19 protein-coding genes, 1 tRNA gene, 1 pseudogene and 1 riboswitch are annotated in these 24,302 nt (G+C 54.1%); of the genes and pseudogenes, 15 read left to right on the top strand and 6 right to left on the bottom strand.

The annotated features are described in order from the left end of the window. Nucleotides 1-119: 119 nt before the first annotated feature. A tRNA-Gln gene (locus tag ACYJL1_RS14855) sits at nt 120-194 on the top strand. 32 nt (nt 195-226) lie between these two features. Then, a pseudogene (locus ACYJL1_RS14850) lies at nt 227-462 on the top strand (helix-turn-helix domain-containing protein); the annotation flags it as partial. 50 nt (nt 463-512) lie between these two features. Here ACYJL1_RS14850 and ACYJL1_RS14845 read toward each other — a convergent pair. Then, the gene (locus tag ACYJL1_RS14845) at nt 513-1,310 is read right to left on the bottom strand and encodes a glycosyltransferase family 32 protein (protein ID WP_460898054.1); all 798 of its coding nucleotides are present in this window, start codon (nt 1,308-1,310) and stop codon (nt 513-515) included. A 356-nt stretch (nt 1,311-1,666) separates the two neighbouring features. Between ACYJL1_RS14845 and cysD the strand changes: the two genes are divergently transcribed. The 3 genes from cysD to cysQ are packed head-to-tail and all read left to right on the top strand — an operon-like array spanning nt 1,667 to nt 5,352. Then, on the top strand, nt 1,667-2,572 hold the full coding sequence (gene cysD / locus ACYJL1_RS14840) for a sulfate adenylyltransferase subunit CysD (protein WP_460896104.1): 906 nt from the start codon (nt 1,667-1,669) through the stop codon (nt 2,570-2,572). Beyond that, nucleotides 2,572-4,521 carry a sulfate adenylyltransferase subunit CysN gene (cysN, locus tag ACYJL1_RS14835; RefSeq protein ID WP_460896103.1) on the top strand — a complete coding sequence of 650 codons (1,950 nt, stop codon included), beginning with the start codon at nt 2,572-2,574 and terminating at the stop codon, nt 4,519-4,521. The genes cysD and cysN overlap by 1 nt, the downstream gene beginning before the upstream one ends. A gap of 12 nt (nt 4,522-4,533) precedes the next feature. Further along, nucleotides 4,534-5,352 carry a 3'(2'),5'-bisphosphate nucleotidase CysQ gene (gene cysQ / locus ACYJL1_RS14830; RefSeq protein WP_460896102.1) on the top strand — a complete coding sequence of 273 codons (819 nt, stop codon included), beginning with the start codon at nt 4,534-4,536 and terminating at the stop codon, nt 5,350-5,352. On the opposite strand, the gene ACYJL1_RS14825 is transcribed toward cysQ, so the two are convergent. The 5 genes from ACYJL1_RS14825 to ACYJL1_RS14805 all read right to left on the bottom strand — a co-directional run bounded on the left by ACYJL1_RS14825 (nt 5,353) and on the right by ACYJL1_RS14805 (nt 8,753). Then, nucleotides 5,353-5,643 carry a type II toxin-antitoxin system RelE/ParE family toxin gene (locus ACYJL1_RS14825; RefSeq protein ID WP_460896101.1) on the bottom strand — a complete coding sequence of 97 codons (291 nt, stop codon included), beginning with the start codon at nt 5,641-5,643 and terminating at the stop codon, nt 5,353-5,355. Continuing rightward, nucleotides 5,631-5,915 carry a CopG family ribbon-helix-helix protein gene (locus ACYJL1_RS14820; protein WP_460896100.1) on the bottom strand — a complete coding sequence of 95 codons (285 nt, stop codon included), beginning with the start codon at nt 5,913-5,915 and terminating at the stop codon, nt 5,631-5,633. The genes ACYJL1_RS14825 and ACYJL1_RS14820 overlap by 13 nt, the downstream gene beginning before the upstream one ends. A gap of 70 nt (nt 5,916-5,985) precedes the next feature. Beyond that, on the bottom strand, nt 5,986-6,999 hold the full coding sequence (locus ACYJL1_RS14815; RefSeq protein WP_460896099.1) for a FecCD family ABC transporter permease: 1,014 nt from the start codon (nt 6,997-6,999) through the stop codon (nt 5,986-5,988). Continuing rightward, nucleotides 7,000-7,947 carry an ABC transporter substrate-binding protein gene (locus ACYJL1_RS14810; RefSeq protein WP_460896098.1) on the bottom strand — a complete coding sequence of 316 codons (948 nt, stop codon included), beginning with the start codon at nt 7,945-7,947 and terminating at the stop codon, nt 7,000-7,002. Beyond that, nucleotides 7,947-8,753 (bottom strand): ABC transporter ATP-binding protein, encoded by an 807-nt coding sequence (locus tag ACYJL1_RS14805; protein ID WP_460896097.1) that lies wholly within the window; start codon nt 8,751-8,753, stop codon nt 7,947-7,949. The genes ACYJL1_RS14810 and ACYJL1_RS14805 overlap by 1 nt, the downstream gene beginning before the upstream one ends. A gap of 267 nt (nt 8,754-9,020) precedes the next feature. Then, nucleotides 9,021-9,233: riboswitch (cobalamin riboswitch) on the bottom strand. 685 nt (nt 9,234-9,918) lie between these two features. Between ACYJL1_RS14805 and ACYJL1_RS14800 the strand changes: the two genes are divergently transcribed. From ACYJL1_RS14800 to ACYJL1_RS14755, 10 genes are all read left to right on the top strand, one after another. After that, nucleotides 9,919-13,248, top strand: a complete 3,330-nt coding sequence (locus tag ACYJL1_RS14800) for a transglutaminase family protein (RefSeq protein WP_460896096.1) — start codon at nt 9,919-9,921, stop codon at nt 13,246-13,248. A gap of 64 nt (nt 13,249-13,312) precedes the next feature. Next, entirely contained in the window at nt 13,313-15,727 is a 2,415-nt protein-coding gene (locus tag ACYJL1_RS14795; protein WP_460896095.1) for a circularly permuted type 2 ATP-grasp protein, read from the top strand. A 15-nt stretch (nt 15,728-15,742) separates the two neighbouring features. Further along, nucleotides 15,743-16,621, top strand: a complete 879-nt coding sequence (locus ACYJL1_RS14790; protein WP_460896094.1) for a transglutaminase family protein — start codon at nt 15,743-15,745, stop codon at nt 16,619-16,621. A 118-nt stretch (nt 16,622-16,739) separates the two neighbouring features. Continuing rightward, on the top strand, nt 16,740-17,828 hold the full coding sequence (locus ACYJL1_RS14785; RefSeq protein ID WP_460896093.1) for a nucleotidyltransferase family protein: 1,089 nt from the start codon (nt 16,740-16,742) through the stop codon (nt 17,826-17,828). A gap of 143 nt (nt 17,829-17,971) precedes the next feature. Continuing rightward, nucleotides 17,972-19,090, top strand: coding sequence for a pyridoxamine--pyruvate transaminase (ppaT, locus tag ACYJL1_RS14780; protein ID WP_460896092.1), 1,119 nt, complete (start codon nt 17,972-17,974; stop codon nt 19,088-19,090). A 12-nt stretch (nt 19,091-19,102) separates the two neighbouring features. Further along, a complete protein-coding gene (locus tag ACYJL1_RS14775) occupies nt 19,103-20,716 on the top strand; it encodes an ABC transporter substrate-binding protein (protein ID WP_460896091.1) in 1,614 nt (537 codons plus the stop codon). Between the two features lie 232 nt (nt 20,717-20,948). After that, on the top strand, nt 20,949-21,929 hold the full coding sequence (locus tag ACYJL1_RS14770; RefSeq protein ID WP_460896090.1) for an ABC transporter permease: 981 nt from the start codon (nt 20,949-20,951) through the stop codon (nt 21,927-21,929). Beyond that, the gene (locus tag ACYJL1_RS14765) at nt 21,926-22,732 is read left to right on the top strand and encodes an ABC transporter permease (RefSeq protein ID WP_460896089.1); all 807 of its coding nucleotides are present in this window, start codon (nt 21,926-21,928) and stop codon (nt 22,730-22,732) included. Before ACYJL1_RS14770 ends, ACYJL1_RS14765 begins: the two co-directional genes overlap by 4 nt. After that, nucleotides 22,729-23,523, top strand: a complete 795-nt coding sequence (locus tag ACYJL1_RS14760) for an ABC transporter ATP-binding protein (protein WP_460896088.1) — start codon at nt 22,729-22,731, stop codon at nt 23,521-23,523. Before ACYJL1_RS14765 ends, ACYJL1_RS14760 begins: the two co-directional genes overlap by 4 nt. Further along, a complete protein-coding gene (locus ACYJL1_RS14755) occupies nt 23,523-24,299 on the top strand; it encodes an ABC transporter ATP-binding protein (RefSeq protein WP_460896087.1) in 777 nt (258 codons plus the stop codon). The genes ACYJL1_RS14760 and ACYJL1_RS14755 overlap by 1 nt, the downstream gene beginning before the upstream one ends. The last annotated feature ends 3 nt before the right edge of the window (nt 24,300-24,302 follow it).

Genomic DNA, 24,302 nt, shown 5'->3' with positions numbered 1-24,302 from the left:
TAATGCGGAAACAATTGTGGGATGAGACAAACTGGCCGATCATTGACGTTGCACAAGCTGAAACCAACGGTTATAAGCCGCGCTGTCGCATAAGGATTTAAGGTCCGATGCAGACGTGTTGGGGCGTCGCCAAGTGGTAAGGCAACGGTTTTTGATACCGTCATTCGGAGGTTCGAACCCTCCCGCCCCAGCCAACATCATGGCTGATATTGACTTTTTATCTGGCGACAAAGCCACCATGCGTAAATTTGATCAAAACGGTCTTGTCGTACCAGATCTGGAACCTGAGGCAATCAAGGCATTGCGCGAAGACAATCATGTGAGCCAGCCGGTATTGCCAGTTATCTCAACACCAGCGAATCAACCGTTCAAAAGTGGGAAAGCGGCGCGAAGCGACCGAGCGGCATGGCATTGAAATTGCTGGCGGTAGTCCAAAAGCATGGTTTGCAAGTTTTAAGCTGAGTAAGTTGCCCGAAGCAATTTACGCAATTGGAGCCTAGAATTGCTTCTGCTCACAAAAGATGCTGCACGCGCTCAACCGCCCAATGATAAAAACTGCCTTCGCGCGGCGGTTCGTTTGACGGACCCTTCTTGTGGATGTGGAAACCAATGAAATCCGGATGCTTCAAAGGCTCCAGATCAAAGGCTGGATCGTAAATGCGTAACGCATCCCGCCCTGTCCAATAATAGAAATTTTCCTTTGGTGCGCCGTCCCTGAAAAATCCATAGCGTTTGGCCAGCCGGGAAATGCCGTCATTGGCGAAGACGGTAATGCCCACCATTGCCGGCGACACCTTTTTGCCGGTGAGACGAAACCATGCCGGGCGCAGGATACGGCGGCGGAAACCCAGCCACGGCGGGACAATCTGCGTGCTTTCCAGATAGGCATCGAATTCCTTGATAACGGGATTATCCGGCGGCAGGTACATGGCAGATACGCCAAGGCGGGAAAAATTTTCCCGTGCCAGATAGGGGCGATCAGGCGAGGGGTGAAACTGCTTGGTCAGATAGATATCGGTGTCGAGCCATAAGCCCTGCTGTTTTTTCATCAGGGTAACGCGAAACAGATCGCTGAACTGGCCTATGACACGCGTATGTTTTGGAATATTGGGAAAGTCGGGATCAAGCCGGAAAAAATAGTCCTTGCTCAGTATCTCGGAAGCATCGTGCAACTCGATGGATTTCGGCAGGTTCTCGATCTCTTCGAAAGCATAGAGTTTAACCCGTTGACCAGTCATGGCCATCGACGCGAGACAGACACGATCGACCTCCCGCAATCGCGGCCCATACCAGAATGTGCAAATATCCATACGAACAGCATCCCATTGTCGGTCTGCTCTACGGCGGGACGCTTCAATCGTCAATTGCAACATGTTGACCTTTGCAATCACCGGGCGATTTCCAAAGGAATTATTCTCCAGTGACGCGCCGTTTTAAAACATGCCGACGCCACGCTATTGGATGAATGGAAAGAAGTTCTGATAATCGGCAGATCAGGGCAACAAATTGGCGTCGATTTGTGTTGCCCTGAGAAACTATCCTTTTCCTAAAGCAGGGCGCTACACTATGTTTGCGGTTGCAGCCCAAACGTGGTGAACTGCGTTTGGGACCGGTCGATATTCGTTACAGGTATCAAGCCTGAAGACATGAGTGGGTAGTGATTTTCATGACCAAGAATTTGACGCACTTGCAGCGTCTTGAAGCCGAAGCGATCCATATTTTTCGTGAGGTTGCCGCTACATTTGCCAATCCGGTGATGATGTACTCTATCGGCAAAGATTCATCCGTTATGCTGCACCTGGCGATGAAAGCCTTTTATCCGGCCAAGCCGCCGTTTCCATTCCTGCATATTGATAGTACGTGGAAATTCAAGGAGATGATCGCGTTTCGTGATTCAGAAGCTGATCGTCTGGGTTTTGATTTGCGCGTTCATAGCAATCAAGAGGGTATCGAGCAGGGCATCAGCCCTTTTGTGCATGGATCGAACACCCACACCCACATCATGAAGACGGTGGCGCTGCGTCAGGCTCTCGACAAATATGGATTTGATGCAGCCTTTGGCGGCGCGCGGCGTGATGAAGAAAAGGCCCGCGCCAAGGAGCGTATTTTCTCCTTCCGTAATGCGCAGCATTCGTGGGACCCGAAAAATCAGCGCCCAGAAATGTGGAAGATCTACAATACGCGCGTGGCCAAGGGTGAGTCGATCCGGGTATTTCCTATCTCCAACTGGACCGAACTGGATGTCTGGCAGTACATTATGCAGGAGAATATTCCGATCGTTCCATTGTACTTTGCCGCCAGGCGTCCGGTCGTGGAACGGGACGGCATGCTGATCATGCGCGACGACGAGCGCATGCAACTTTTGCCGGGCGAAGTATTGCAAGAAAAAATGGTGCGTTTCCGGACGCTTGGCTGCTATCCTTTGACAGGCGCAGCCGAGTCCGACGCCGCAACGCTTCCCGAGATTGTCAGTGAAATGCTGATCTCACGGACGTCAGAGCGTCAAGGGCGCATGATTGATCGGGATGAGGCCGGTTCGATGGAAAAGAAGAAGCGTGAGGGCTATTTCTGATGAGCAAGCTAGCCCACATTGAAACGCCGGTTGCACAATCCGCAGCAGAGGAAATCAGCGCTTATATGGCCGAGCAGGAAAAAAAATCGCTGCTGCGATTTCTGACGTGTGGCTCGGTTGATGACGGCAAGTCGACACTGATCGGCCGCTTGCTCTACGACACCAAGCTGATCTTTGAGGACCAGCTTGCAGCGTTGCAAAAGGACAGCCGCAAACATGGCACCAACGGCGAAGATATTGACTTTGCCCTTTTGGTCGATGGGCTTGAGGCTGAGCGCGAGCAGGGCATTACAATCGACGTCGCCTATCGTTTTTTCTCGACACCGAAGCGTAAGTTCATCGTTGCAGATACGCCCGGCCATGAGCAATATACGCGCAATATGGCAACAGGTGCCTCCACGGCTGACCTTGCCATCGTCCTTGTTGATGCACGGCAGGGCATTTTGCGCCAGACAAGGCGGCATAGTTTTATCGCTTCGCTGCTTGGTATCCGCAATATCGTGCTTGCGGTCAACAAGATCGATCTGGTGGACTATTCGCGGGACGTATTTGAAACCATTGTCAAGCAATATCAGGAGTTTGCAAGCGAACTCGGATTCAAAACCATACAGGCGATTCCGCTCTCTGCTCGCTTTGGCGACAATGTGATCGGCCCATCGGAAAATTTGCGCTGGTATGAAGGTCCATCGCTTCTGCAACATCTGGAAAATGTGGCGCTGGATGATGCCGATGCCACGCGTCCTTTCCGTTTTCCGGTTCAGTTCGTCAATCGTCCCAATCTTGATTTTCGCGGTTTTTCCGGCACGATCGCTTCAGGAACCGTTGCGCCGGGCGACGAGGTTGTGGTCGCAAAATCGGGTAAGGCCTCGCGCGTCAAACGGATCGCGACATGGGATGGCGATCTGGAGATTGCCGGAGAAGGGCAGGCTGTTACCATTGTCCTGGAGGACGAGGTCGAAGTCTCGCGCGGCAATATGCTGGTCTCGCCGGATAATCGCCCCGATGTTGCCGACCAGTTTGCCGCGCATCTTGTCTGGTTTTCCGAAGCGCCACTGATCCCCGGCCGCTCCTACATTTTGCGCACTGAGACCGATCAGGTCACGGCAACGATCACGGATCTCAAATATCGAGTCGATATCAATAGTTTCGCGCAGGAAGCGGCTAAATCACTTGATCTGAATGAAGTTGGTGTCGTCAATATTTCGACGCAGGAAGCGATTGCTTTCGATGCCTATAAATCCAACCGCTCGACGGGCTCCTTCATTCTCATCGACCGGCTGACAAATGCGACAGTGGGTGCTGGCATGATCGACTTTGCATTGCGCCGTGCCTCCAATGTCCATTGGCAGGCACTCGATGTCGACAAGGCATCGCGCGCGGGCCAGAAGGATCAGAAACCGGCGGTCGTCTGGTTCACCGGCCTGTCAGGTTCGGGTAAATCGACAGTTGCCAATCTTGTCGAAAAGCGTCTGGCTGCCCTCGGCAAGCACACCTATATTCTCGATGGCGATAATGTCCGCCATGGACTCAATCGTGATCTCGGTTTTACCGAAGAAGACCGCGTGGAGAATATCCGCCGTGTTGGCGAAGTTGCCAAGCTGATGGTTGATGCAGGACTGATTGTGCTTGTCTCGTTCATTTCGCCTTTCATTGCCGAACGGCGTATGGTTCGCGAATTGCTGGGCGATGGCGAATTCATGGAGGTCTATGTCGATACGCCGTTTGAAGAATGCGCACGGCGTGACCCGAAGGGGCTTTATGCAAAAGCCCTGCGCGGTGAGATCAAAAATTTCACCGGTGTCGATTCGCCCTATGAAGCGCCTGAGCATCCTGAGCTTCATTTGAAAACCGTGGGACGGACAACCGAAGAGCTTGCCTCCGAAGTGGAAAAGCTGCTCACTAATCGCGGAATCATCTTCAATTTTGACCAAAGTTCCTGGTCGATTTAGGCAGGGCCGAGCGTGACAGTAAATCTGGTACTTCAAACGATCGACTACGCATCGTTACTATCTACATTCGAGAAAACTGCGATTGCTGCCGGACTAGAAATTCTGCGCATCTACGAAGAAGGATGCGACGTGGCGCTCAAGGACGACAAGTCGCCGGTCACGGCTGCTGACCATGCGGCAGAAGCGATAATTCTGGAAGCTTTGCGGCGGGCAACGCCGCATATACCGATTGTTGCCGAGGAGGAAATTTCCGGCGGGCATGTACCCGGCAATCTTGGCGACAGGTTCTATCTCGTCGATCCGCTGGATGGAACACGCGAATTCGTCAACCGGAATGGCGATTTCACTGTCAATATTGCCCTTATCGAACACGGTGTCCCGGTATTGGGTGTCGTCTATGCCCCCGTTCGCGGCTGGCTGTTTACCGGCGGTCCGGACGGCGCGACGGAAACCACGCTGGATCGTCAGGGTATCGCAGTTTCGACCAGAGAGATTTCCTGTCGCAAGGCACCGCAGCAGATGATTGCTGTCGCCAGCCGCTCGCATCGCACGCCGGAAACTGATGCCCATTTGGAAGATTTTGATATTGAAGAATGTGTTTCCGTCGGGTCGTCGATCAAATTCGGTCTCTTGGCGCGCGGTGAAGCTGATATCTATCCGCGCCTGAGTCGCACGATGGAGTGGGACACAGCTGCTGGCGATGCCGTGCTTCGGGCCGCGGGCGGTGTGACGCTTACGCTGGATGGAAAATTGCTGACCTATGGTCGCCGCAATCAGGCAAATGATGCTGATTTTGCCAATCCCGGTTTCGTTGCGTGGGGAAGGCTATAATCAGTAGCCAGCTTCGCGGCCATGGCGGATTGCGAGAATAACGACTTTGTCCGGTTCATACCGATACAATGCCACATACCCGCTATTGCCAAAGTCGATCAGCACTTCACGATAGTGATGTTCCATATCGGCAACTGGACGCCCTGCTTGCGGATACTGCTTCAACAGTTCAATAGTCTGTATAATTGTATCTGCGGCTTTTTTAGCGGCAGTTGGATTTTTGACTTTGAGGAATTGCCGTAACCGCTCAAGATCACGCAGCGCGGCTGCCGTGAATATTACTTGTGGCATACTGGAGCGGGTGTCTCTTCGTCATTGCCCCATGTTTCAAGCCATTTGACAACACCATCGCTTGTCATATGCTTCCCGCTGGCTTGATACTCCTCCCACGATGCAATTGCATCCTGTCGAAAAGCCTGACGCTTCTCTTCTCGCTCCAAATACTGTTCAATAGCCTCCTTCATCAACCAGTGAGGCTTTCTATCCCGACTTTTCGCCAATTTCTGCAAGCGATCTTTTGTGGAATTCTCTAACTTCACACTGGTTATTGAAACCGGGGCCATCAAAAATCTCCAAAGGTAATACCAAGTAATAAGATAGGCTAGTTGATCAGCAATTTCTATATAATTTATCTCAGCCCTTGCGCAGCAGCAAGGTGACGACGAAGAATGCACCGATGGAACTGGTGACAACGCCAATCGGCAGTTCTTGTGGCGCAAGCAGAAGCCTCGCGACCAGATCGCTTGAAAGGAGGAGAATGCTTCCGAAAAGCGCACAGGTTACAATCAGCCCGGCATGGAGCTGGCCGGAAAAGCGCCGCGCAATATGTGGGATCATCAGCCCGACAAAGCCGATAACGCCCGACACTGAAACGAAGATCGCGGTGGAAAAGGCGCAGACGATAAAGACGATGTTCCGGGTTCGATTGACACGGACGCCAAGGCTTTCCGCTGTATTTTCGCCGGCCAGAAAAGCATCAAGATTGCGGTGGCTATAAAGCGCGAAGATCAGGATTGAGGTGAGGCCAATCAATGCCAGCGGCAGATTATCCCAACGCGCCAATCCCAAACCGCCAAGCGTCCAGAACAATACCGAATGGGCTGCGCGCTGGTCACCGGAAAATACCATGTAATTGGCAAGCGCTGTGAAGATGAAGGATACGGCAAGGCCAGCAAGGATCATGCGTTCCGGCCCTTGTCCCTGCACGCGGCGCACCAGCAACAAGACGATTATGGCAGCGAGCATGCCGCCGCTGAATGCCGCAAGGGGTAATGTCCACACGCCGAAACGATCGCCGAAAAGGCTGATAACTGATACCGCACCAGCAGCGGCCCCAGAGGAAAGGCCGAACAGGAAGGGGTCGGCGAGATCGTTACGGGTGACGGTTTGCAGCATTGCACCGATGATACCAAGCCCGGCACCCACGCACAGGCCAAGGATGGCCCGGGGCAGACGCAGATCGACGATAATCCGCTCAATGGGTACGGTCGTGGTCAGATCGCTGAGTCCCGCAAAATGCGCCAAGGCATTCAATACATCGCCAAGTGCAATAAATGTTGAGCCATAGGCAATGGAAAGCAGTGCAAGCACGATGACCAGCACCGTGCTTAGCGCAAGTGTCAGCTTTGTTCCCGCCTGGAAATGCACTCAGAAAGCTTCCGGATGCATTGCCTTGGCGATTTTCTCAATAGCTTCGATATTGGCAGGGCCGGGAGTGAGTTCCGCATAACGAAGGGCGACAAACCGCTCCTTCTTCACGGCATCGGTTTCCTTCATGGCCGGATGGCTCTTCAGGAAATCGAGAAGCTTTTTGTATCCAATATCGTCCTGATAATCGAGGAGAACGAGGAATTGCGGGTTGCGCGCTGCGACAGTTTCCCAGGATGTGGTGGCCCAGCTGGATTCGAGGTCATCCATGATGTTGATGCCGCCCGCTTCCCTGATCAGAGCTGACGGTATGGCGAACTTACCAGCGGTGAACGGCTTGTCTTCACCGGAATCATAGAGGAATACACGGGTTCCGCTGTTGACGCCGACTTTCTGCTTAATCGCGGATAATTGAGTCTTCCAGCCGGAAACAAGCTTTTCGGCCTCTGCTTCCTTACCGAAAATCTTGCCCAGCTTTTCGATGTCGCCATAGAGAAGATCCATGGAAGCGGCCGGACGATTCTTGTCGAGGTGTACACAGCTCTCGGTCAGCTCGAGTGTCTTGATCCCATAGGGCGCTAGCGTATCAGGCGTGACTTCGCCGCCTATGCGCATGCCGTAATTCCAACCGGCGAAGAAGAAATCCGGCTGTGCGGCAATGAGATTCTCAAGGGTCGGATTTTTAGGGGCCAGTTCCGGAATGGAACTCTGCTGCTTGATGAATGCATCGTCAAGCTTGTACCAGCCGGTTATGCCGGTGACGCCGACCATTAAGGGCTGGAGGTCAAGCGCAAAGGCCATTTCGCTCATATTGATATCGTTGACGACAACGCGCTTGGGAGCAGCATCAAAGGTCAATGCTTTCCCGCAGCTATCCACGGTGACCGGAAATGCGAAGGCTGGCACCGACAGAAGAGTAAATGCGAAGGCGAAAAAGGATTTTTTCATCAAATGCTCCGTGGATGAGAATGGGCGTCGTGGATCGGTTCGGGTGCTTCAAACACCATAAGATCGCGCTGGCGGGAGGGATGCCGCAGGCGCAGTACATCAAGATCAAATACATCGCTGACTATGCGTGGTGTCAGTGTCTCGTCGGGCGTGCCTGACGCGACGAGCTGTGCGCTGTGCATGACCGCAACATGGGTGGCAAATGGCGCAACAAGCGGCAGATCATGCAGAACGGCGATGGTTGTCACATCAAGTCCGGCCACCAGAAGGAGCAGTTCGCTACGCGCCTTGGGATCAAGATGATTGGTCGGTTCGTCGAGAAACAGGATTGCCGGTTGCTGGGCAAGGGCGCGGGCCAATTGCATACGCTGCCGCTCGCCGCCGGACAATGAACCCAAAGCGCGGCGGCGAAAATGGGTGATCCGCGCGCGTTGCATGGAATCTTCGACGATTTCCCTGTCGACCGCCTTTGTGAAGACGCCCAGATGCGGAATGCGGCCAAGGGATACATAATCCTCGACCAGAAGCTGCTGGTCCGGTGTGTCGGTCTGACCAACAAAGGCAAATTGCCGGGCACGTTCAAGTGGCGACATCTTGCTGATGATTTTGCCGTTGAAACTTATTTCGCCGGATGTTGGTAGCAGCAGTCCGGCCAACATGCGCAACAAGGTGGACTTTCCCGCGCCATTTGGACCAATAATAGCCAGCCGTGCACCACACCTCACACCAATCGATGCGGCTTCGACCAGGGTATGCGCTCCGGTCTTATAACCCACGGCCTTCGCATCGAGCTGTATATGGCTCATGATCGCGCTTCCGTGCCGTAGAAACTTGCTGAGTGCTTTAACATGGGTAGGCGATAGCGTAATGTTATAACAAGCGTCAATGCTGATCGTGCAACCAGGTAGAAAATTTGATGCTGGGCCGAAATGATGGTGTGCGGAACGTTCATGCCTGTCCAACTTTCAAGGGGAGGGCATAGAACGCAGACGATGAACCGGAAGCCATTTAAAGCATTCTGGTGCCGCTATCCGGCAGGTCATCGCATCGCTCCCGGCACACCCCGTCCGGTTCGAATTTCAATTGTGATGGCAGGTCTCCTGGCTCACGGGTCTTGGCGAAGCCTTGCCTTCCCGATCTTGCGATCAGTGGCATCCTCAGGCGTCGCTCACCGCTTACAGTTGCGGGGGCAGCCACGGTTTCGGTCCCTTTGGGTACGCCTCACCGTGTTCCCTTTTCATCTCCAGCGTTTTCAAGCCAGAGAAACCATCACGAGCAGTAGTAGTTGAACCGAAGCGAAAATGAAATGGTCTAAAAGAGATAGTACTTGGAAAAAACAGAAGAAATGCTATGTTTGCTTCAGGAGTGAGAGGCAGGCTTTCGCCCACCTCCCGTTTTCCTGGTTTAATGAAATGAGACCCGGAACGTAACTTGCCAGCTCGTCCGGGTCTTTTTCAATTCCAGGGTGATAATCAGCAACTACCCTTTGTTGGCATTAGGCTTGCTGCGTGGTTCGACGGGGCTCACCATGAGGGACGTGGTTGATTGCACATTGGTCGATAACCTTGCAGGAAGTAATTTCCTGCAAATAATAACCTCCCTCATGGTGAGCCCCGTCGAACCACGCAGCAAGCCTAATGCAAATTATATTACCCCCTCTTTTGGATTTCTAAGAATTTAGCGAAGTGGCCAAATTCAAGAAAATCTGTTCTCCCCCACATGGGGGGAGATAAGCTGTGCCAATATTGGGTTGTTTGCCTTGCCCATAACAAATGCAGGGTTGCAATCACGGCGGTTGCGCTGGTTGCGGGTTGTGCCTTCCATTTTACAAGCCCGTTTAAGATGCAAACCGCGCACGTGCTAAAATAAATGGCAGGATAATTTTTTTAAGCGTGAACAAGCAGATGGAGTAGGCTAGGCTTCACGTGTACTCTTTAGCGAAGATCGATTTTTATTGAATTTTGAGGCGACATGGCAATTCACGCAGCAGTCTATCACCTGACTCACTATAAATATGATCGCCCAATCATGCTCGGGCCGCAGATCATCCGCCTTCAACCCGCTCCACACTCGCGAACCAAGGTTTTAAGCCACTCGCTGAAGGTCAGTCCGGCCAATCATTTCGTCAATTTGCAGCAAGACCCATACGGCAATTTCCTTGCCCGCTACGTCTTTCCTGAGCCTGTCACGGAGCTTAAGATCGAAGTTGATCTTGTGGCTGACATGACGGTCTATAATCCGTTTGACTTCTTCGTCGAACCCGCCGGGGAAATCTGGCCCTTCGCCTATCCTGAAGATATACGCGACGATCTTTCCATTTATATGAAGCCAGACCCTATTGGTCCGCTCTTGTCGGATTTTCTGGCAACGATTGAGCGCTCGAGCACCAATACAGTCAATTTCGTTGTTGATTTGAACGCTCGTATTCAGCGCGAGATCGGCTACGTTATCCGCATGGAAACGGGCGTGCAGGAGCCGGAGACCACGCTGAATGTTCGCACGGGCTCATGCCGTGACACGAGCTGGCTACTGGTGCAGACCCTGCGCCACCTTGGCTTGGCGGCGCGCTTTGTTTCAGGCTATCTTATCCAGTTGAAGCCCGATCTGGTTGCGCTTGATGGTCCTGCCGGAACAACAACGGATTTTACCGACCTGCACGCCTGGTGCGAGGTCTATCTGCCGGGTGCGGGATGGATCGGGCTTGATCCGACATCGGGGCTCCTGACTGGCGAAAGCCATGTCCCGCTGGCCGCAACGCCTCACTACCGCAATGCTGCGCCAATTTCAGGTATGGCAGAACCTGCCAATGTCGAATTCGGTTTTGACATGCGCGTAACACGCGTATCGGAGCATCCGCGCATTACCAAGCCATTCTCCGATGAATCTTGGGACGCGCTTGATGCGCTCGGCAATAAGGTCGATGCGCTGCTCAAGGAGCGTGATGTTCGCCTGACCATGGGCGGCGAACCGACATTCGTTTCAATCGACGATTTCGAATCCGGCGAATGGAATACCGATGCTGTCGGGCCGACAAAGCGGGAAAAAGCCGACAAGCTCATCCGCCGCTTGCGCGATCGTTTCGCGCCGGGCGGATTTCTGCATTACGGCCAGGGCAAATGGTATCCAGGGGAGAGCCTGCCGCGCTGGACCTTCTCCCTTTATTGGCGCAAGGATGGTAAGCCGATTTGGGTTAATCCTGACCTCATCGCTGCGGAAAACAGCACAGCAGATGTGAAGCCGGAAGATGCAGGCAAACTGCTGGTCGAGATGGCTGGTGAACTTGGCGTCGAAGACGACATGGTCGCCGCAGCCTATGAGGATCCAGCAGAGTGGATTGTCAAGGAAGGCAATCTTCCGGAGAATGTCGATCCCTCCAATTCCATGCTGAAAGACCCGGAGGAGCGCAGCCGCATGGCGCGCGTCTTCGAACGAGGGCTGACAGAACCCACAGGATTTGTGCTGCCGGTGCAGCGCTGGAACAGTCAGGCTGCTCAAGGTCCACGCTGGCGCAGCGAAAAATGGACCACACGGCGGGGCAAGCTCTTTCTGGTGCCAGGCGACTCGCCGGTCGGTTATCGCCTGCCGCTGGGCGCGCTGCCCCATGTGCCGCCATCCGAGTTTCCGTTTATTGTACCAGTTGATCCATCGCTAGAGCGTGGCCCTTTGCCGGATTCGCCGGCTTTGATCGATGTGAGGGAAGCGCCACAGGCGGTGGCTTCATTTACTGCCGCTGAAGGCAGCACGCAGGAGCGGGTGGAACAGGAACTTGGCGAGATCGGCGGTGCGGTGCGTACTGCCATTTCGGTTGAGCCGCGCGATGGACGGTTGAGCGTCTTCATGCCGCCGGTAGAGGCGCTCGAGGACTATCTTGAACTTGTCGGTGCTGCTGAGGCGGCCGCTGCCAAACTCGGCCTGCCGGTCCATATTGAGGGCTACGGCCCGCCTCAGGACCCGCGTATCAACGTGATACGCGTTGCACCCGACCCCGGCGTGATAGAAGTGAATATCCATCCAGCCTCGAACTGGCGCGAATGCGTGGCAACCACCGAGACGATCTACGAAGAAGCCCGCCAGACAAGACTTGGCGCTGACAAATTCATGATCGACGGGCGCCATACCGGCACAGGCGGCGGCAATCATGTGGTGGTCGGCGGTGAAACGCCCAATGACAGCCCGTTTCTGCGTCGCCCCGATCTTCTGAAAAGTCTGGTGCTGCATTGGCAGCGTCATCCGTCCTTATCCTATCTGTTTTCAGGCATGTTTGTCGGTCCGACAAGTCAGGCGCCGCGTTTCGATGAAGCGCGGCACGACAGTTTATATGAGCTGGAAATCGCCATGGCACAGGTGCCACTGCCCGGTCGTGGTGCGCCACCGCTGCCCTGGCTGGTAGATCGGCTATTCCGCAACCTTTTGGTGGATGTGACCGGCAATACGCATCGCTCCGAGATTTGTATCGACAAGCTGTTTTCGCCCGATGGTCCGACCGGGCGGCTTGGCCTTGTCGAGTTTCGCGGTTTCGAGATGCCGCCAAATGCCCGCATGAGCCTGGCACAACAATTACTGGTTCGGGCATTGATCGCCCGCTTTTGGAATAGCCCCATCGAAGGCAGCTTCGTACGTTGGGGCACGACATTGCACGACCGCTTTATGCTGCCGGATTTCGTCTGGGCGGATTTCCTTGATGTGCTGGCCGACCTGCGCCAGAACGGCTTTGATTTCCGACCGGAATGGTTCGAGGCACAATTGGAGTTCCGGTTTCCATTTTGCGGTGAAATCGTCAATGAAGGTGTCAAGCTGGAGTTGCGGCAGGCGCTTGAGCCTTGGCATGTCATGGGCGAACAGGGCGCGATTGGCGGTACGGTCCGTTTCGTCGACAGCTCTGTCGAGCGCTTGCAGGTGAAGGTCGAAGGCTATAACGCCGCGCGCTACAGCGTGGCGTGTAATGGCCGCGAAGTGCCGCTCAAAATGACGGAAACCAACGGAGTTGCTGTTGCAGGTGTTCGTTACAAGGCTTGGCAGCCGCGCTCTGGCCTGCATCCGATGATCCCGGTCAATACGCCGCTGGTGTTTGATATTTACGATCAATGGTCGGGACGGGCCATTGCTGGGTGTACCTATCATGTCGCCCATCCGGGCGGGCGCAGCTATGATACGTTCCCGATCAATTCCAATGAAGCAGAGGCGCGCAGACTGGCGCGGTTCGAGCCGCGCGGCCATACGGCTGGAGCCTATGAACTGCGAAAAGAACAGGCATCACCGGAATTCCCGATGACGCTGGATTTGAGAAGGCCGCGTAGTTGAGTTGTGCGTGTCGAACCACGCACAATAAGTATGCAGTCTGTATAAAACTCAATATAGATCGATAATGTCAAAAGTGAATAAATCCACGACCAGTACGATTCCCGGCCTACTTGCAGGCTACAGGCCTTTGCCGGGAATTGCCGACGAAATGATTGACACTTCGGGTGCCGTTCGGCCCGGCTGGGAAACCTTGCTGGGGGCGCTGGATGAACTCGGTCCGGAGAAATTGGCAACACGGTTTGCGCGTGCAAACCAGTATTTGCTGGATGCTGGCGTATTCTATCGCATCTATGACGAGACAGGCACCCAGGAACGGCAATGGCCGCTTGCCCACGTCCCCCTGCTCATTAATCAGGAGGATTGGGATACGATCACCGCTGGACTGACCCAGCGCGCCGATCTGCTTGAGGATGTCGTTGCTGATATTTATGGCGAAGGGAAGCTTGTGCGCGATGGCGTGCTGCCGCCCGATCTGATCGCATCGAACCCTGAGTTCCTGCATCCAGTTGCCGGAATAAAGCCCGCGAGCGGGCGCTTCCTGCATTTTTGTGCTTTCGAACTGGGCCGTGGCCCGAATGGACAATGGTGGGTGCTGGGCGATCGGACGCAGGCCCCATCCGGCGCGGGATTTGCACTGGAAAATCGCGTGGCGACCACCCGTGCTCTTTCCGATATTTCCGCCTCGATGAATGTTCATCGGCTAGCCGGTTTCTTCAAGGATTTTCGTGACTCCATGCAGTCTCTGGTCGCCGATCCACAGGCGCGAGCTGCAATCCTGACGCCCGGCCCGAACAATGAAACCTATTTTGAACATGCCTATATCGCCCGCTATCTCGGCTTCATGCTGCTTGAAGGCGATGACCTCACGGTCGTCAATGGCAGAGTCATGGTTCGTACCGTTTCAGGTCTGAAGCCAGTTGATGTGCTATGGCGGCGAATGGACGGTGCCTATATGGACCCGCTCGAACTCAAAACAGATTCGTGGATCGGGACGCCCGGCATGGTCGCTGCCTTGCGTAGGCGCTCGGTCTCGCTTGTCAATGCAATTGGTTCCGGCATTCTTGAAACCCGCGCCTTGCTGGCTTTCCTGCCAGCCATTTCAAAAGCGCTGCATGAGCGTGATCTGGCGCTGCCGAGCATAGCGACCTGGTGGTGCGGGCAGGAAAAAGAGCGCAAACACGTCATGGACCGACTTGATCAGATGATGGTGGGACCGGCCCTTTCAACGCGTTTGCCATTTGAAGACGTACAGGCAACGGTGCTTGGATCGAAGCTCGATCATGAAGCGCGCAGTGACCTGCTTTCCCGATTACAGAATGACGGGCGTTGGTTGGTCGGTCAGGAGGCGGTGAAGCTCTCGACCACCCCTGTCTATGTCGATGGCAAGCTTGAGCCGCGCCCCTTTGTGCTGCGTGTTTTTGCGGCGCGCCATAAGGATGGCTGGCGCTTTATGCCGGGTGGTTTTGCCCGCATCGGCTTTACGCTCGATACGGCAGCAATCGCCATGCAGCGCGGTGGGCAGGCGGCGGACGTCTGGATCACCAGCAAGGGACCGGTGGCGAAAGACACGCTGCTCCCACGCGAGGATGATGTTTTCCAGCGCACCGTGCCGGGAACGCTTCCTGCGCGCGCGGCGGAAAATCTGCTTTGGATGGGCCGTTATATCGAGCGAGCCGAAGGAACCGCGCGCATATTGCGTGCCTGCCATGCACGTCTTGCCGAAGCGCCCCATCAGGAACTGCCACTTCTGACGGAAATGCGCGCCTATCTTAAACCGCTTGGCGTTGATCTGGATGAGGCAATTCCCAAAGGGCTGCAACGGTCTATTGATGGGGCGATGCTTTCGGCCGGACGCATTCGCGACCGGTTCTCGCCGGATGGCTGGCTGGCGCTGCACGATCTTTCAAAAACTGTGCACCGCTTCTCCGATGTGGTGACACCCGGGGATGATGCCACTCGAGCCATGACGATTATCCTGCGCAAGCTTGCCGGATTTTCCGGCCTCGTTCACGAGAATATGTATCGCTTTACCGGTTGGCGTTTTCTTGAAATAGGCCGCCGGGTTGAGCGCGGCATCCAGATGGCTGGCATGCTTGCCCGCCTTGCCCGTCAAGACGCGGCGGAAGGTTCTCTGGAAATGCTGTTGGAGATCGGCGATAGTGTAATGACGCACCGTCGGCAGTATAGCGTGTATTCGGGACGGACCAGTATTGTGGATCTTCTGGCACTGGACCCGCTCAATCCACGCTCGATCATCTTCCAGCTTGACGCGCTGAAAACGGAGTTCAGCCTGCTACCAACACGCGAAACGGGGCAAAGCACACCGGCAGGCATACAGGTGTTTTCCAAAGATGTGCTGCGACTGCATACCCAACTGGCGATCTCGGAAGCGGGTGAAATGACGCCAGACATACTTCACAAGGTCGCCTATGATATTGGTGCTCTGGCCGACGCAATTTCCGAGACGTATTTTGCCTGAGCGAGTCCAGTTATAATGCTGTATAATATACGCCTTCACCTCCACTATGACTATGCGCGGTCGGCGGCTGCCGGGCGCCATCACGTACGGGTTATGCCGCAAACATTGCCGGGCGTTCAGCGCGTCATTGCATCCAGCCTGTCATTCGAACCTGCATCGGCGGAACGCTCGGAATTCATTGATTTTTTCTCCAATTCAGTTACCTCAATCGTTTATCGCAACCCGCATGAGACGCTTGATGTAACAATGACCGCGCGGGTCAATGTCATGCGCCCTCCAGTCATGCTTGACGTTTCGCCAAGTATCGCAGGGCTTGGCAAAGAAATTCGCAGCATGTGGTCGATTGCGGCAGATGCACCGCACCATTTTCTCACCTCAAGCAAGCACGCTGCCATTGATCCGGATATCACTGCCTATGCCGCATTGAGCCTGACCAGTGCCCAAACTGTCACGGAAGCGGTGAGCGATTTGAACCGCCGAATCCACGCGGATTTCAAATATGATGGTGACGCTACAGACGTGCGCACAAATGCACGGCAGGCATTCGATCTCAAGGCAGGTGTATGCCAGGATTTCAGCCATGTGATGATTGCGGGCTTGCGGGGGCTGGGTATTCCGGCTGGTTATGTCAGCGGGTTTCTGCGCACCATACCGGCGCCAGGCAAGGAGCGTCTTGAAGGTGCTGACGCCATGCATGCATGGGTGCGCGCCTGGTGCGGGCGGGAAGCAGGCTGGCTGGAATTCGATCCGACGAACAATATGGCTGCGAGCAATGATCACATTACGATTGGGTGCGGTCGTGACTATGCCGATGTCTCGCCCATCGTCGGCGTTTTAAAGACAAGCGGATCGCAGGAGGGCAAGCAATCCGTGGATGTTATTCCGCTGGAATAGCCAAGCGAGTTATAATGTTTTTGCGAAAACATTATAACGCATGCATTCGTGATATTAGTTGAGTAATATTATACACCGGTTATAATGTTTTCGCAAAAACATTATAACCGGAACTGCCATGAAAGAAATTGACCTGGTTTACCGCACCATGTTTGCCGAACTGGTTCAGCGCACCTTGGACGGAAACTTCAAGGCTGACTTTCCAGTAGACGGTCGGTTTGTCTCTGTGCCTGTCAAAGGTAATGAATACTGGTACTTCGATTATCCTACAGAAACAGGCGACAAACGCATTTATGTCGGGCCAAAGCTAGACGAAGAAATTGCAAAACGGGTCAATGCTTTTCAGGAAATCAAGAATGATATTCGTGGGCGCAGGAAGCTTGTCTCTACGCTGATACGGGAAGCAAGGATGAGTGCGCCGGAGCAGTTTACCGGGGATATAGTAGAAGCGCTCTCGAATGCGGGGATTTTCCGGCTTAGGGCAGTCTTGATTGGAACCGTAGCTTTTCAAACCTATTCCGGGATACTCGGCATACGTTTACCATCTGCCGTCATGCAGACGGGCGATGCCGATTTTGCCCAGTTCCATTCGATTTCGGTCAATGTGCAGGATACGATCCCTCCAATTCTTGAGGTCTTGCGCACTGTTGATGCGTCGTTTCGACAAATTCCGCACCAAGGCGACCCTCTAAGAACGACGCAGTTTCAAAATTCAGATCGCTATAAGGTCGAATTCTTGACGCCGAATACCGGAAGCGATGATTTTGTAGGTATACCTGCTGATATGCCTGCGCTTGGTGGCGCGGCGGCGGAGCCCATGCGATTTCTGGACTATCTGATCTATGAGCCTGTCCGAACAGTTTTGCTTCATAAGAGCGGCGTTGTTGTCAATGTACCAACGCCAGAACGATATGCGATACATAAGCTGATCGTTAGTGCCCGTAGGCGCAATGATAGCGATGGAATTCAAAAGCGGGATAAAGACGTCCAACAAGCAGGCTTATTGATCGAGGCGTTAGTTGCAACCAGAAGACAATCTGATCTTGCAATGGCATTTGCTGAAGCATGGAACAGGGGCGCTTCATGGCAGGAAGCCATCAGGCGAGGGGCGTCATTCGTGGGAGAAAAAGGACGAGATGCACTCCTCACAGGTCTCACCGAAGGAATGCCGCAGATAGGTGACGACATAGAGGCTTATAAAATCTGACGCAGTAGCATCGGCTGCGCACTCACAACAGATTTGCAACGGTGACAAGATTATTGGAACAGTTTTTCTTGGGTTTCGGCAATCTGGGGAATATGGTTCAAATTCCGAGTTCTCAGCGTTCAAATGCGGGATGAAATTCCAAAGTGTCATTGCCTCTGCCTGTTCCACCCTTGATGCTGACCACAGGGCCCGTTCCTGTTTACCCGGAAGTGCTTGAGGCGCTGGGATCGCCTGTTCTTTATGATTACCACCCAGCCTTTCAAGAATTCTATGCAGGCGTGATCGAGAAACTGCGAATTGCATTCCAGACGGATATCGCGCCGGTCATCATGCAGGGAGAGGCTATTCTTGGCATTGAAGCTGCTGCCGCAGCCTTAATCTCCCAAAATGATGTGGTCCTGAACCTCGTATCCGGCGTTTACGGCAAGGGGTTTGAAGGGTGGGCGGAAAGATACGGCAAGGAAGTGGTTGAACTGGCGGTTCCCTTCGATGAGGTCATCGATCCACAGGCTGTCAGGGAGGCTTTTCGCCGAAGGCCCGATATTACCGTGGTTTCACTGTGCCACCACGATACACCATCCGGCACACTCAACCCGTTGAATGAGGTAGGCGCGATAGTTGCTGAACATGGCGCCTATCTGATTATTGATGCTGTGTCGTCATTTGGCGGCATGGATGCACATCCGCAGGCGGCTCATGCAGATATTTTCATCACCTCACCATCGAAATGTCTGGGCAGCACACCCGGCCTTAGTCTGATTGCTGTGAGCGAACGCGCATGGGGAAAGATCGAAGGCAATAGTGATGCACCGCGTGGATCATTTCTCAGTCTTGCCGCATGGAAGGATGCGTCAATTCCGGGGAGAGCTTTTCCGGTGACGCCTTCAATTGCCGAAATTTATGCATTGGATGCCGCGCTCGACCGATATGCGAAAGAGGGGCCGGAACGTGTCTGGGCGCGTCACGCCGAAACAGCCGCCATTGCGCGTAAAGGGCTGGGTGAGCTGGGTATTTCGCTTTGGCCGAAACGCGAGGCGTGGTGCTCGCCCACTGCTACAGCTTTTAAAGTGCCCGATGGCTCCAGCGACATAGAACTTCGTGACCAGCTTTTGAACGAGCACGGCATTCTGCTCTCGCTCGGCCGCGCCGATACCGCAGGAAAGGTGCTGCGCATCGCCCATATGGGAGCATCTGCGCAGCCTGAATTTGCCCGCAAGACCATTGCTGCTTTAAGCGCTGTTCTGTCCCGATCCATTGATTGAAGGATTCCAACAATGTCCCGTATCCTGTTGAATCGCCGTACCTTTCTCCATCTGAGCGCCAGCGCCGGCGCTATAATACTGACGCCGCAACTGGCCTTCGCGCAGGATGCTCCTGTTAAAGGTGGACGCCTTGTGGTTGCAGGCGATAGCGAGCCCGCCAATCTCAATCCGGCCATCGTCGCATCAAACGGCGTTTTCTTCGTCGCCAGTAAGGTTATCGAACCCTTGGCTGAACAATCCTACGAGGGAAAGGACGGGCTTGATCCACGGCTCGCTACCTCATGGGAAGGATCTGCGGATGGATTGTCGGTGACATTCAAACTGCGGGAAGGGGTGACCTGGCACGATGGCAAGTCTTTCACCTCGGCGGATGTCGCTTTTTCCGCTCTCGAGATCTGGAAGAAACTGCAAAATCTCGGGCGCGTCGTGTTCAAGAATTTGGCGGCCGTTGATACGCCGGACGACCATACTGCGATCTTCAGATTCTCGGAGCCCACGCCTTTCCAGCTTATCCGCAACGCTCTGCCGGTAGTCACTTCTGTCATACCGAAGCATCTTTACGAAGGCACGGACATTGCCAAGAACCCGGCCAATCAGAAGCTGGTCGGAACTGGCCCGTTCAAGTTTGGCGAATACAAGCCGGGCGAGTATTTCCTGCTGAAGCGCAATGATGCCTATTGGCAAAAAGACGAGCCGCTGCTCGATGAGATCGTCTATCAGTTCCTGCCGGATCGCGCTGCCGCTGGCAATGCTCTGGAGGCGGAGGAAATTCAACTGGCGGCATTCTCCGCCGTTCCCCTTGCTGACCTTGATCGCATCTCAAAATCTCCGGAACTGAAAGTCTATGCCAATGGCTATGAGGGGCTGACATATCAGTTGATTGTTGAAATCAATCATCGGCGCAAGGAACTGGCAGACGTGAACGTGCGCCGCGCCATTGCTCACGCCATTGATCACGATTTTGTCGTCAAGACCATTTTCCTCGGGTTTGCCAAATCATCAACAGGGTCTGTTCCGGCCTATGACCAGACCTTTTATGAGCCGGGCACGGCCACCTATGCTTTTGATCCGGCCAAAGCTGAAGCTTTGCTGGATGAGGCCGGTTACAAGCGCGGTGGGGATGGCAAACGCTTCAAGTTGAAACTGCTTCCAGCGCCATTTTTCAACGAAACCAAACAGTTCGGCGATTATCTTCGGCAGGCTCTGGGTAAGATTGGTATTGATGCAGTGGTTGTCAGCAATGATACACCTGCGCATCTGAAAGCGGTCTACACGGACCATGATTTCGATATCACGGTTGCAACGCCGGTCTATCGTTCTGATCCTGCAATCTCGACGACCATCCTTTTTGAAAGCGGCCTACCTGCCGGTGTGCCCTTCTCCAATCAATATGGCTATGCCAATGCGGAAGTTGACAAGCTTATCAAAAGTGCGGCCTCCGAGCTGGATAGCGCAAAACGTGCTGGCTTGTACAAGGAGCTTCAAAAGAAGGTGGCGCAGGACCTGCCCTTGATCAATGTGGCCGAGTTTTCATTCATTACAGTTGCAAAGGATACGGTGCGGAATGTCTCGGACAATCCGCGTTGGGCAGTTTCCAATTGGTCGAATGTCTGGTTGAAAGAATAGTTTTCAATATCGTGGTTACATAGCTGCATTATTGTTATGCGTGGTTCGCCCTTCGACAGGCTCAGGAAGCTCACCATGAGGGGAGTCGTTGTGTTGCAAATCAGAGTGTGCCCTGACCGTAATCAGGATGCAGGCAAACCACTTCCCTCATGGTGAGCTTCCTGAGCCTGTCGAAGGGCGAACCACGCATAAGTTTGGAGCAACCATATTAGATTTTTGCCGAAGGATTCCTTTGCCACCGCTTGCCGCATTTTTCCTGAAACGCCTGCTTACTGCTCTGCCGGTCTTGTTTATCGTGCTGGTGGGCAGTTTTCTGCTGCTTGAGACAGCTTCAGGTGATGCGGTGGATGCCTATATAGCACGCTCCGGTGCCATGGATGCCGAGCAAATCACACAGCTACGCGCGGACTGGGGGCTGGACCAAGGCCCGCTCTATCGTTTTCAAGCCTATGTGTCAGCGCTCGCCCATGGTGATCTCGGCTGGTCAACGGCGTTCGAACGGCCGGTCACCTCTGTGATAGCGGAAAGATTACCCGTTACATTGCTATTGATGAGCATCGCGACGGGGTTGGCTTTCTTTGCCGGTTCTTTGCTTGGCATTGCAGCAGGTGCCCGGCCCGGATCGGTTGGGGACCGGATATTGTCGACGGGTTCTTTGGCGCTTTATGCCGTGCCGGGATTCTGGTTGGGTTTGGTTTTGATTGTGGTTTTTGCGGTTGATCTGCGCTGGCTGCCAATCGGCGGAATCGAAAGCATTGCTTCCGGCAAGACCGGCTTTGCACGGATGGCCGATATTGCTGTGCATCTGGTCTTGCCGGTATGCGCGCTGGCGATGGTGTATCTCGCGCTCTACCTGCGTTTAATGCGAGACCGAATGGCGGAAATCTGGCGCGATCCTTTTGTAAAAGGCCTCGAGGCGAGGGGATTGAGCCGCCGCCGCATTGTCTGGCGTCACGTGGCGCGAAATGCTGTTTTGCCAGCAATAACAATGCTTGGTTGGCAATCGGCCGCCATGCTGGGTGGCAGCGTCGTGGTCGAAAGCGTTTTCAATGTTCCCGGTTTTGGCAGGCTCGCTGCTGAAGCTGTGGCGCGGCGCGATACGCCTTTGCTGCTCGGCGTTTTGCTGTGTAGCGCCATCACGGTGATTATTGCCAATCTGCTTGTCGATCTGGCCTATGGAAAACTTGACCCACGCGTGAGGGCGGGGCGATGAGGGCAGTTAACCTTGAGGCCAGAATCGGCGCTATCTTGCTTGTGTTGCTGGTTCTGATGGCATTATTCGCACCATTGATTGCGCCGGGTGACCCGCTGGCGATCAGTGGCGAGGCCATGCTGCGTCCTTTCGCATCCGAGGCGCATCTGCTTGGAACTGACAGGCTTGGCCGTGATGTGTTCGCAGGTCTGGTGCATGGAACGCGCACGACGCTCCTTGTCGCATTCTTTTCGGCTGCGGCTGCCCTGATTATCGGCAGCGTTGTCGGAACCATTTCCGGTTTCCTTGGCGGAATTGCCGATATAGTGCTCATGCGGATCACCGAGGCATTTCAAACTGTGCCCGGGTTTCTTCTGGCGCTTGCCATGATCAGCGTCACCGGGCCAAGTGTACCTGCTCTTATCCTTGCTATCAGCCTGGGCAACTGGACGCAGGCTGCCCGCGTCACACGCGCCGAAGTGCTGTCGCTACGCGAACGCGATTTTGTAGCCGCTGCACGCACGCTTGGCATGCGCCCGCTTGAGATCGCCTTCCGGGAGATACTTCCAAATGCTTTTGGCCCCACTGCATCGCTGGCGGCAATTTCTGTTGCAACTGCAATTCTCATTGAAGCAGCATTATCATTTCTCGGCTTTGGTGATCCGAACCGGGTGACATGGGGCAGCATGATCGCAGAAGGCCGTACGGTTTTGCGGGCAGCCCCCTATCTCTCGATCGTGCCGGGCATCGCTTTGGTTGTGACTGTTCTCAGTATTCACCTGATCGGGCGCGGACTTTCTCGTACGGAAAGGTTGCAGCCATGACAGATAGTTACCTGAATGTGCGGAATCTGAATGTGAGCTATGGCGGGACAATGGCTCTCAAAGACGTCTCGTTGCAACTGGCAAAGGGCAGCAGGCTGGCATTGATCGGCATGAGCGGGTCTGGCAAGTCGACTTTGGCCATGGCTGTGGCGGGACTTTTGCCGAAACAGGCACGCATTGATGGCACCATAGACTTTGCCGGTCATCGCCCGAAACCTGGCAGTGAGATCGGCGTCTTATTTCAGGATGCGAGCGGAAGTCTCGATCCGGTCATGAAAGTGGGCGATCAGATCGCCGAGGTAGTCATGACGCATCTCGGCATGAGCTGGATATCAGCGCGGGTACGCGCCGCCGAACTGCTCGACAGAGTGAAAATTCCAAAGGCATTATCGCGTCTCAACAGCTATCCGCATGAGTTTTCGGGCGGGCAGAAACAACGCATTGCCTTGGCTGCGGCGCTTGCCGGCAATCCTTCTATATTGATCGCGGATGAACCAACAAGTGCATTGGACACTGTGATCCAGAGGCATATTGTCAATCTGCTGGATGAGCTGGTGAGAGATGGTGGATTAACGCTGTTGTTCGTGACCCATGATATTGCGCTTGCATCAGAGCGGGCTGATCGGATTGCCGTACTTTACCAAGGGGAGCTGGTGGAAGCAGGAGCAACGAACCAGTTGTTAAAAGAGCCTAAGCACCCCTATACCAAGGCATTGATCGATACGCATATTTCGCTGGATAGGCCACGCAGCGACCGCCTTCCGCAGATCGATATGGCGGGATTGCAGTGATGGACACGTCATCATCTCCCATTCTGGAATTGCAAAACATTGCCAAACGGTTTGGCGAACACAGTCATGATGGATTGAAGAATATCAATCTTTCGGTTCAGCACGGCGAAACCTTGGCTATCGTTGGCAGTTCAGGTTCGGGCAAGTCGACATTGGCGCGGCTGGTGATGCGATTAATTCAGCCTGACGAGGGAAGTATTCATATTCTTGGACAGGACATATCGCGAATGGGTGGTGACGCCTTGCGCCGTATCAGGCCACGATTCCAGATGGTTTTTCAGGACCCTTTGGCAGCATTTAACCCGCGGGCGAATGTGAAGCGTATTTTAGAAGATCCATTGCGAGTTCATGGTTTTGCCAGCAAGAATGAATATGGCGATATTGTCGCCGAAGCGCTGGAAAGGGTTGGACTTGGGATGGAGCATCTTCAACGTCTGCCATTGGAACTTTCCGGCGGCCAGCGCCAACGTATTGCAATTGCGCGCGCAATTCTCACCAAGCCTCAACTTATCGTGCTGGACGAGCCCGTATCAGCTCTCGACGTTTCGGTACGTGCTCAAATACTCAATCTATTATTGGACCTGCAAGAGGAAACCGGCGTTTCCTATCTGTTCATCTCTCATGATCTGGCTGTGGTCCGCGCTTTTGCAGATCGAATGATCATTCTGGAAGAGGGCTGTATTGCCGAAGAAGGCAATACGGAAGCCGTGCTCGCAAATCCGCAAGCCGATGCGACACGCATATTGATAGATGCTGTGCCACGCTTGATGGTTTGAGCC

The sequence above is a fragment of the Phyllobacterium sp. K27 genome (assembly GCF_054796155.1).
Note: the sequence above shows the minus strand (reverse complement) of the source record. Positions and strands in the feature narration are given on the sequence as shown.

Coding starts and splice junctions, on each gene's coding strand:
- ACYJL1_RS14845 (WP_460898054.1), bottom strand. CDS start 1,310: ATGGATATTTGCACATTCTGGTATGGGCCGCGATTGCGGGAGGTCGAT.
- cysD (WP_460896104.1), top strand. CDS start 1,667: ATGACCAAGAATTTGACGCACTTGCAGCGTCTTGAAGCCGAAGCGATC.
- cysN (WP_460896103.1), top strand. CDS start 2,572: ATGAGCAAGCTAGCCCACATTGAAACGCCGGTTGCACAATCCGCAGCA.
- ACYJL1_RS14825 (WP_460896101.1), bottom strand. CDS start 5,643: ATGCCACAAGTAATATTCACGGCAGCCGCGCTGCGTGATCTTGAGCGG.
- ACYJL1_RS14820 (WP_460896100.1), bottom strand. CDS start 5,915: ATGGCCCCGGTTTCAATAACCAGTGTGAAGTTAGAGAATTCCACAAAA.
- ACYJL1_RS14810 (WP_460896098.1), bottom strand. CDS start 7,947: ATGAAAAAATCCTTTTTCGCCTTCGCATTTACTCTTCTGTCGGTGCCA.
- ACYJL1_RS14805 (WP_460896097.1), bottom strand. CDS start 8,753: ATGAGCCATATACAGCTCGATGCGAAGGCCGTGGGTTATAAGACCGGA.
- ACYJL1_RS14800 (WP_460896096.1), top strand. CDS start 9,919: ATGGCAATTCACGCAGCAGTCTATCACCTGACTCACTATAAATATGAT.
- ACYJL1_RS14795 (WP_460896095.1), top strand. CDS start 13,313: ATGTCAAAAGTGAATAAATCCACGACCAGTACGATTCCCGGCCTACTT.
- ACYJL1_RS14790 (WP_460896094.1), top strand. CDS start 15,743: ATGCTGTATAATATACGCCTTCACCTCCACTATGACTATGCGCGGTCG.
- ACYJL1_RS14785 (WP_460896093.1), top strand. CDS start 16,740: ATGAAAGAAATTGACCTGGTTTACCGCACCATGTTTGCCGAACTGGTT.
- ACYJL1_RS14775 (WP_460896091.1), top strand. CDS start 19,103: ATGTCCCGTATCCTGTTGAATCGCCGTACCTTTCTCCATCTGAGCGCC.
- ACYJL1_RS14765 (WP_460896089.1), top strand. CDS start 21,926: ATGAGGGCAGTTAACCTTGAGGCCAGAATCGGCGCTATCTTGCTTGTG.
- ACYJL1_RS14760 (WP_460896088.1), top strand. CDS start 22,729: ATGACAGATAGTTACCTGAATGTGCGGAATCTGAATGTGAGCTATGGC.
- ACYJL1_RS14755 (WP_460896087.1), top strand. CDS start 23,523: ATGGACACGTCATCATCTCCCATTCTGGAATTGCAAAACATTGCCAAA.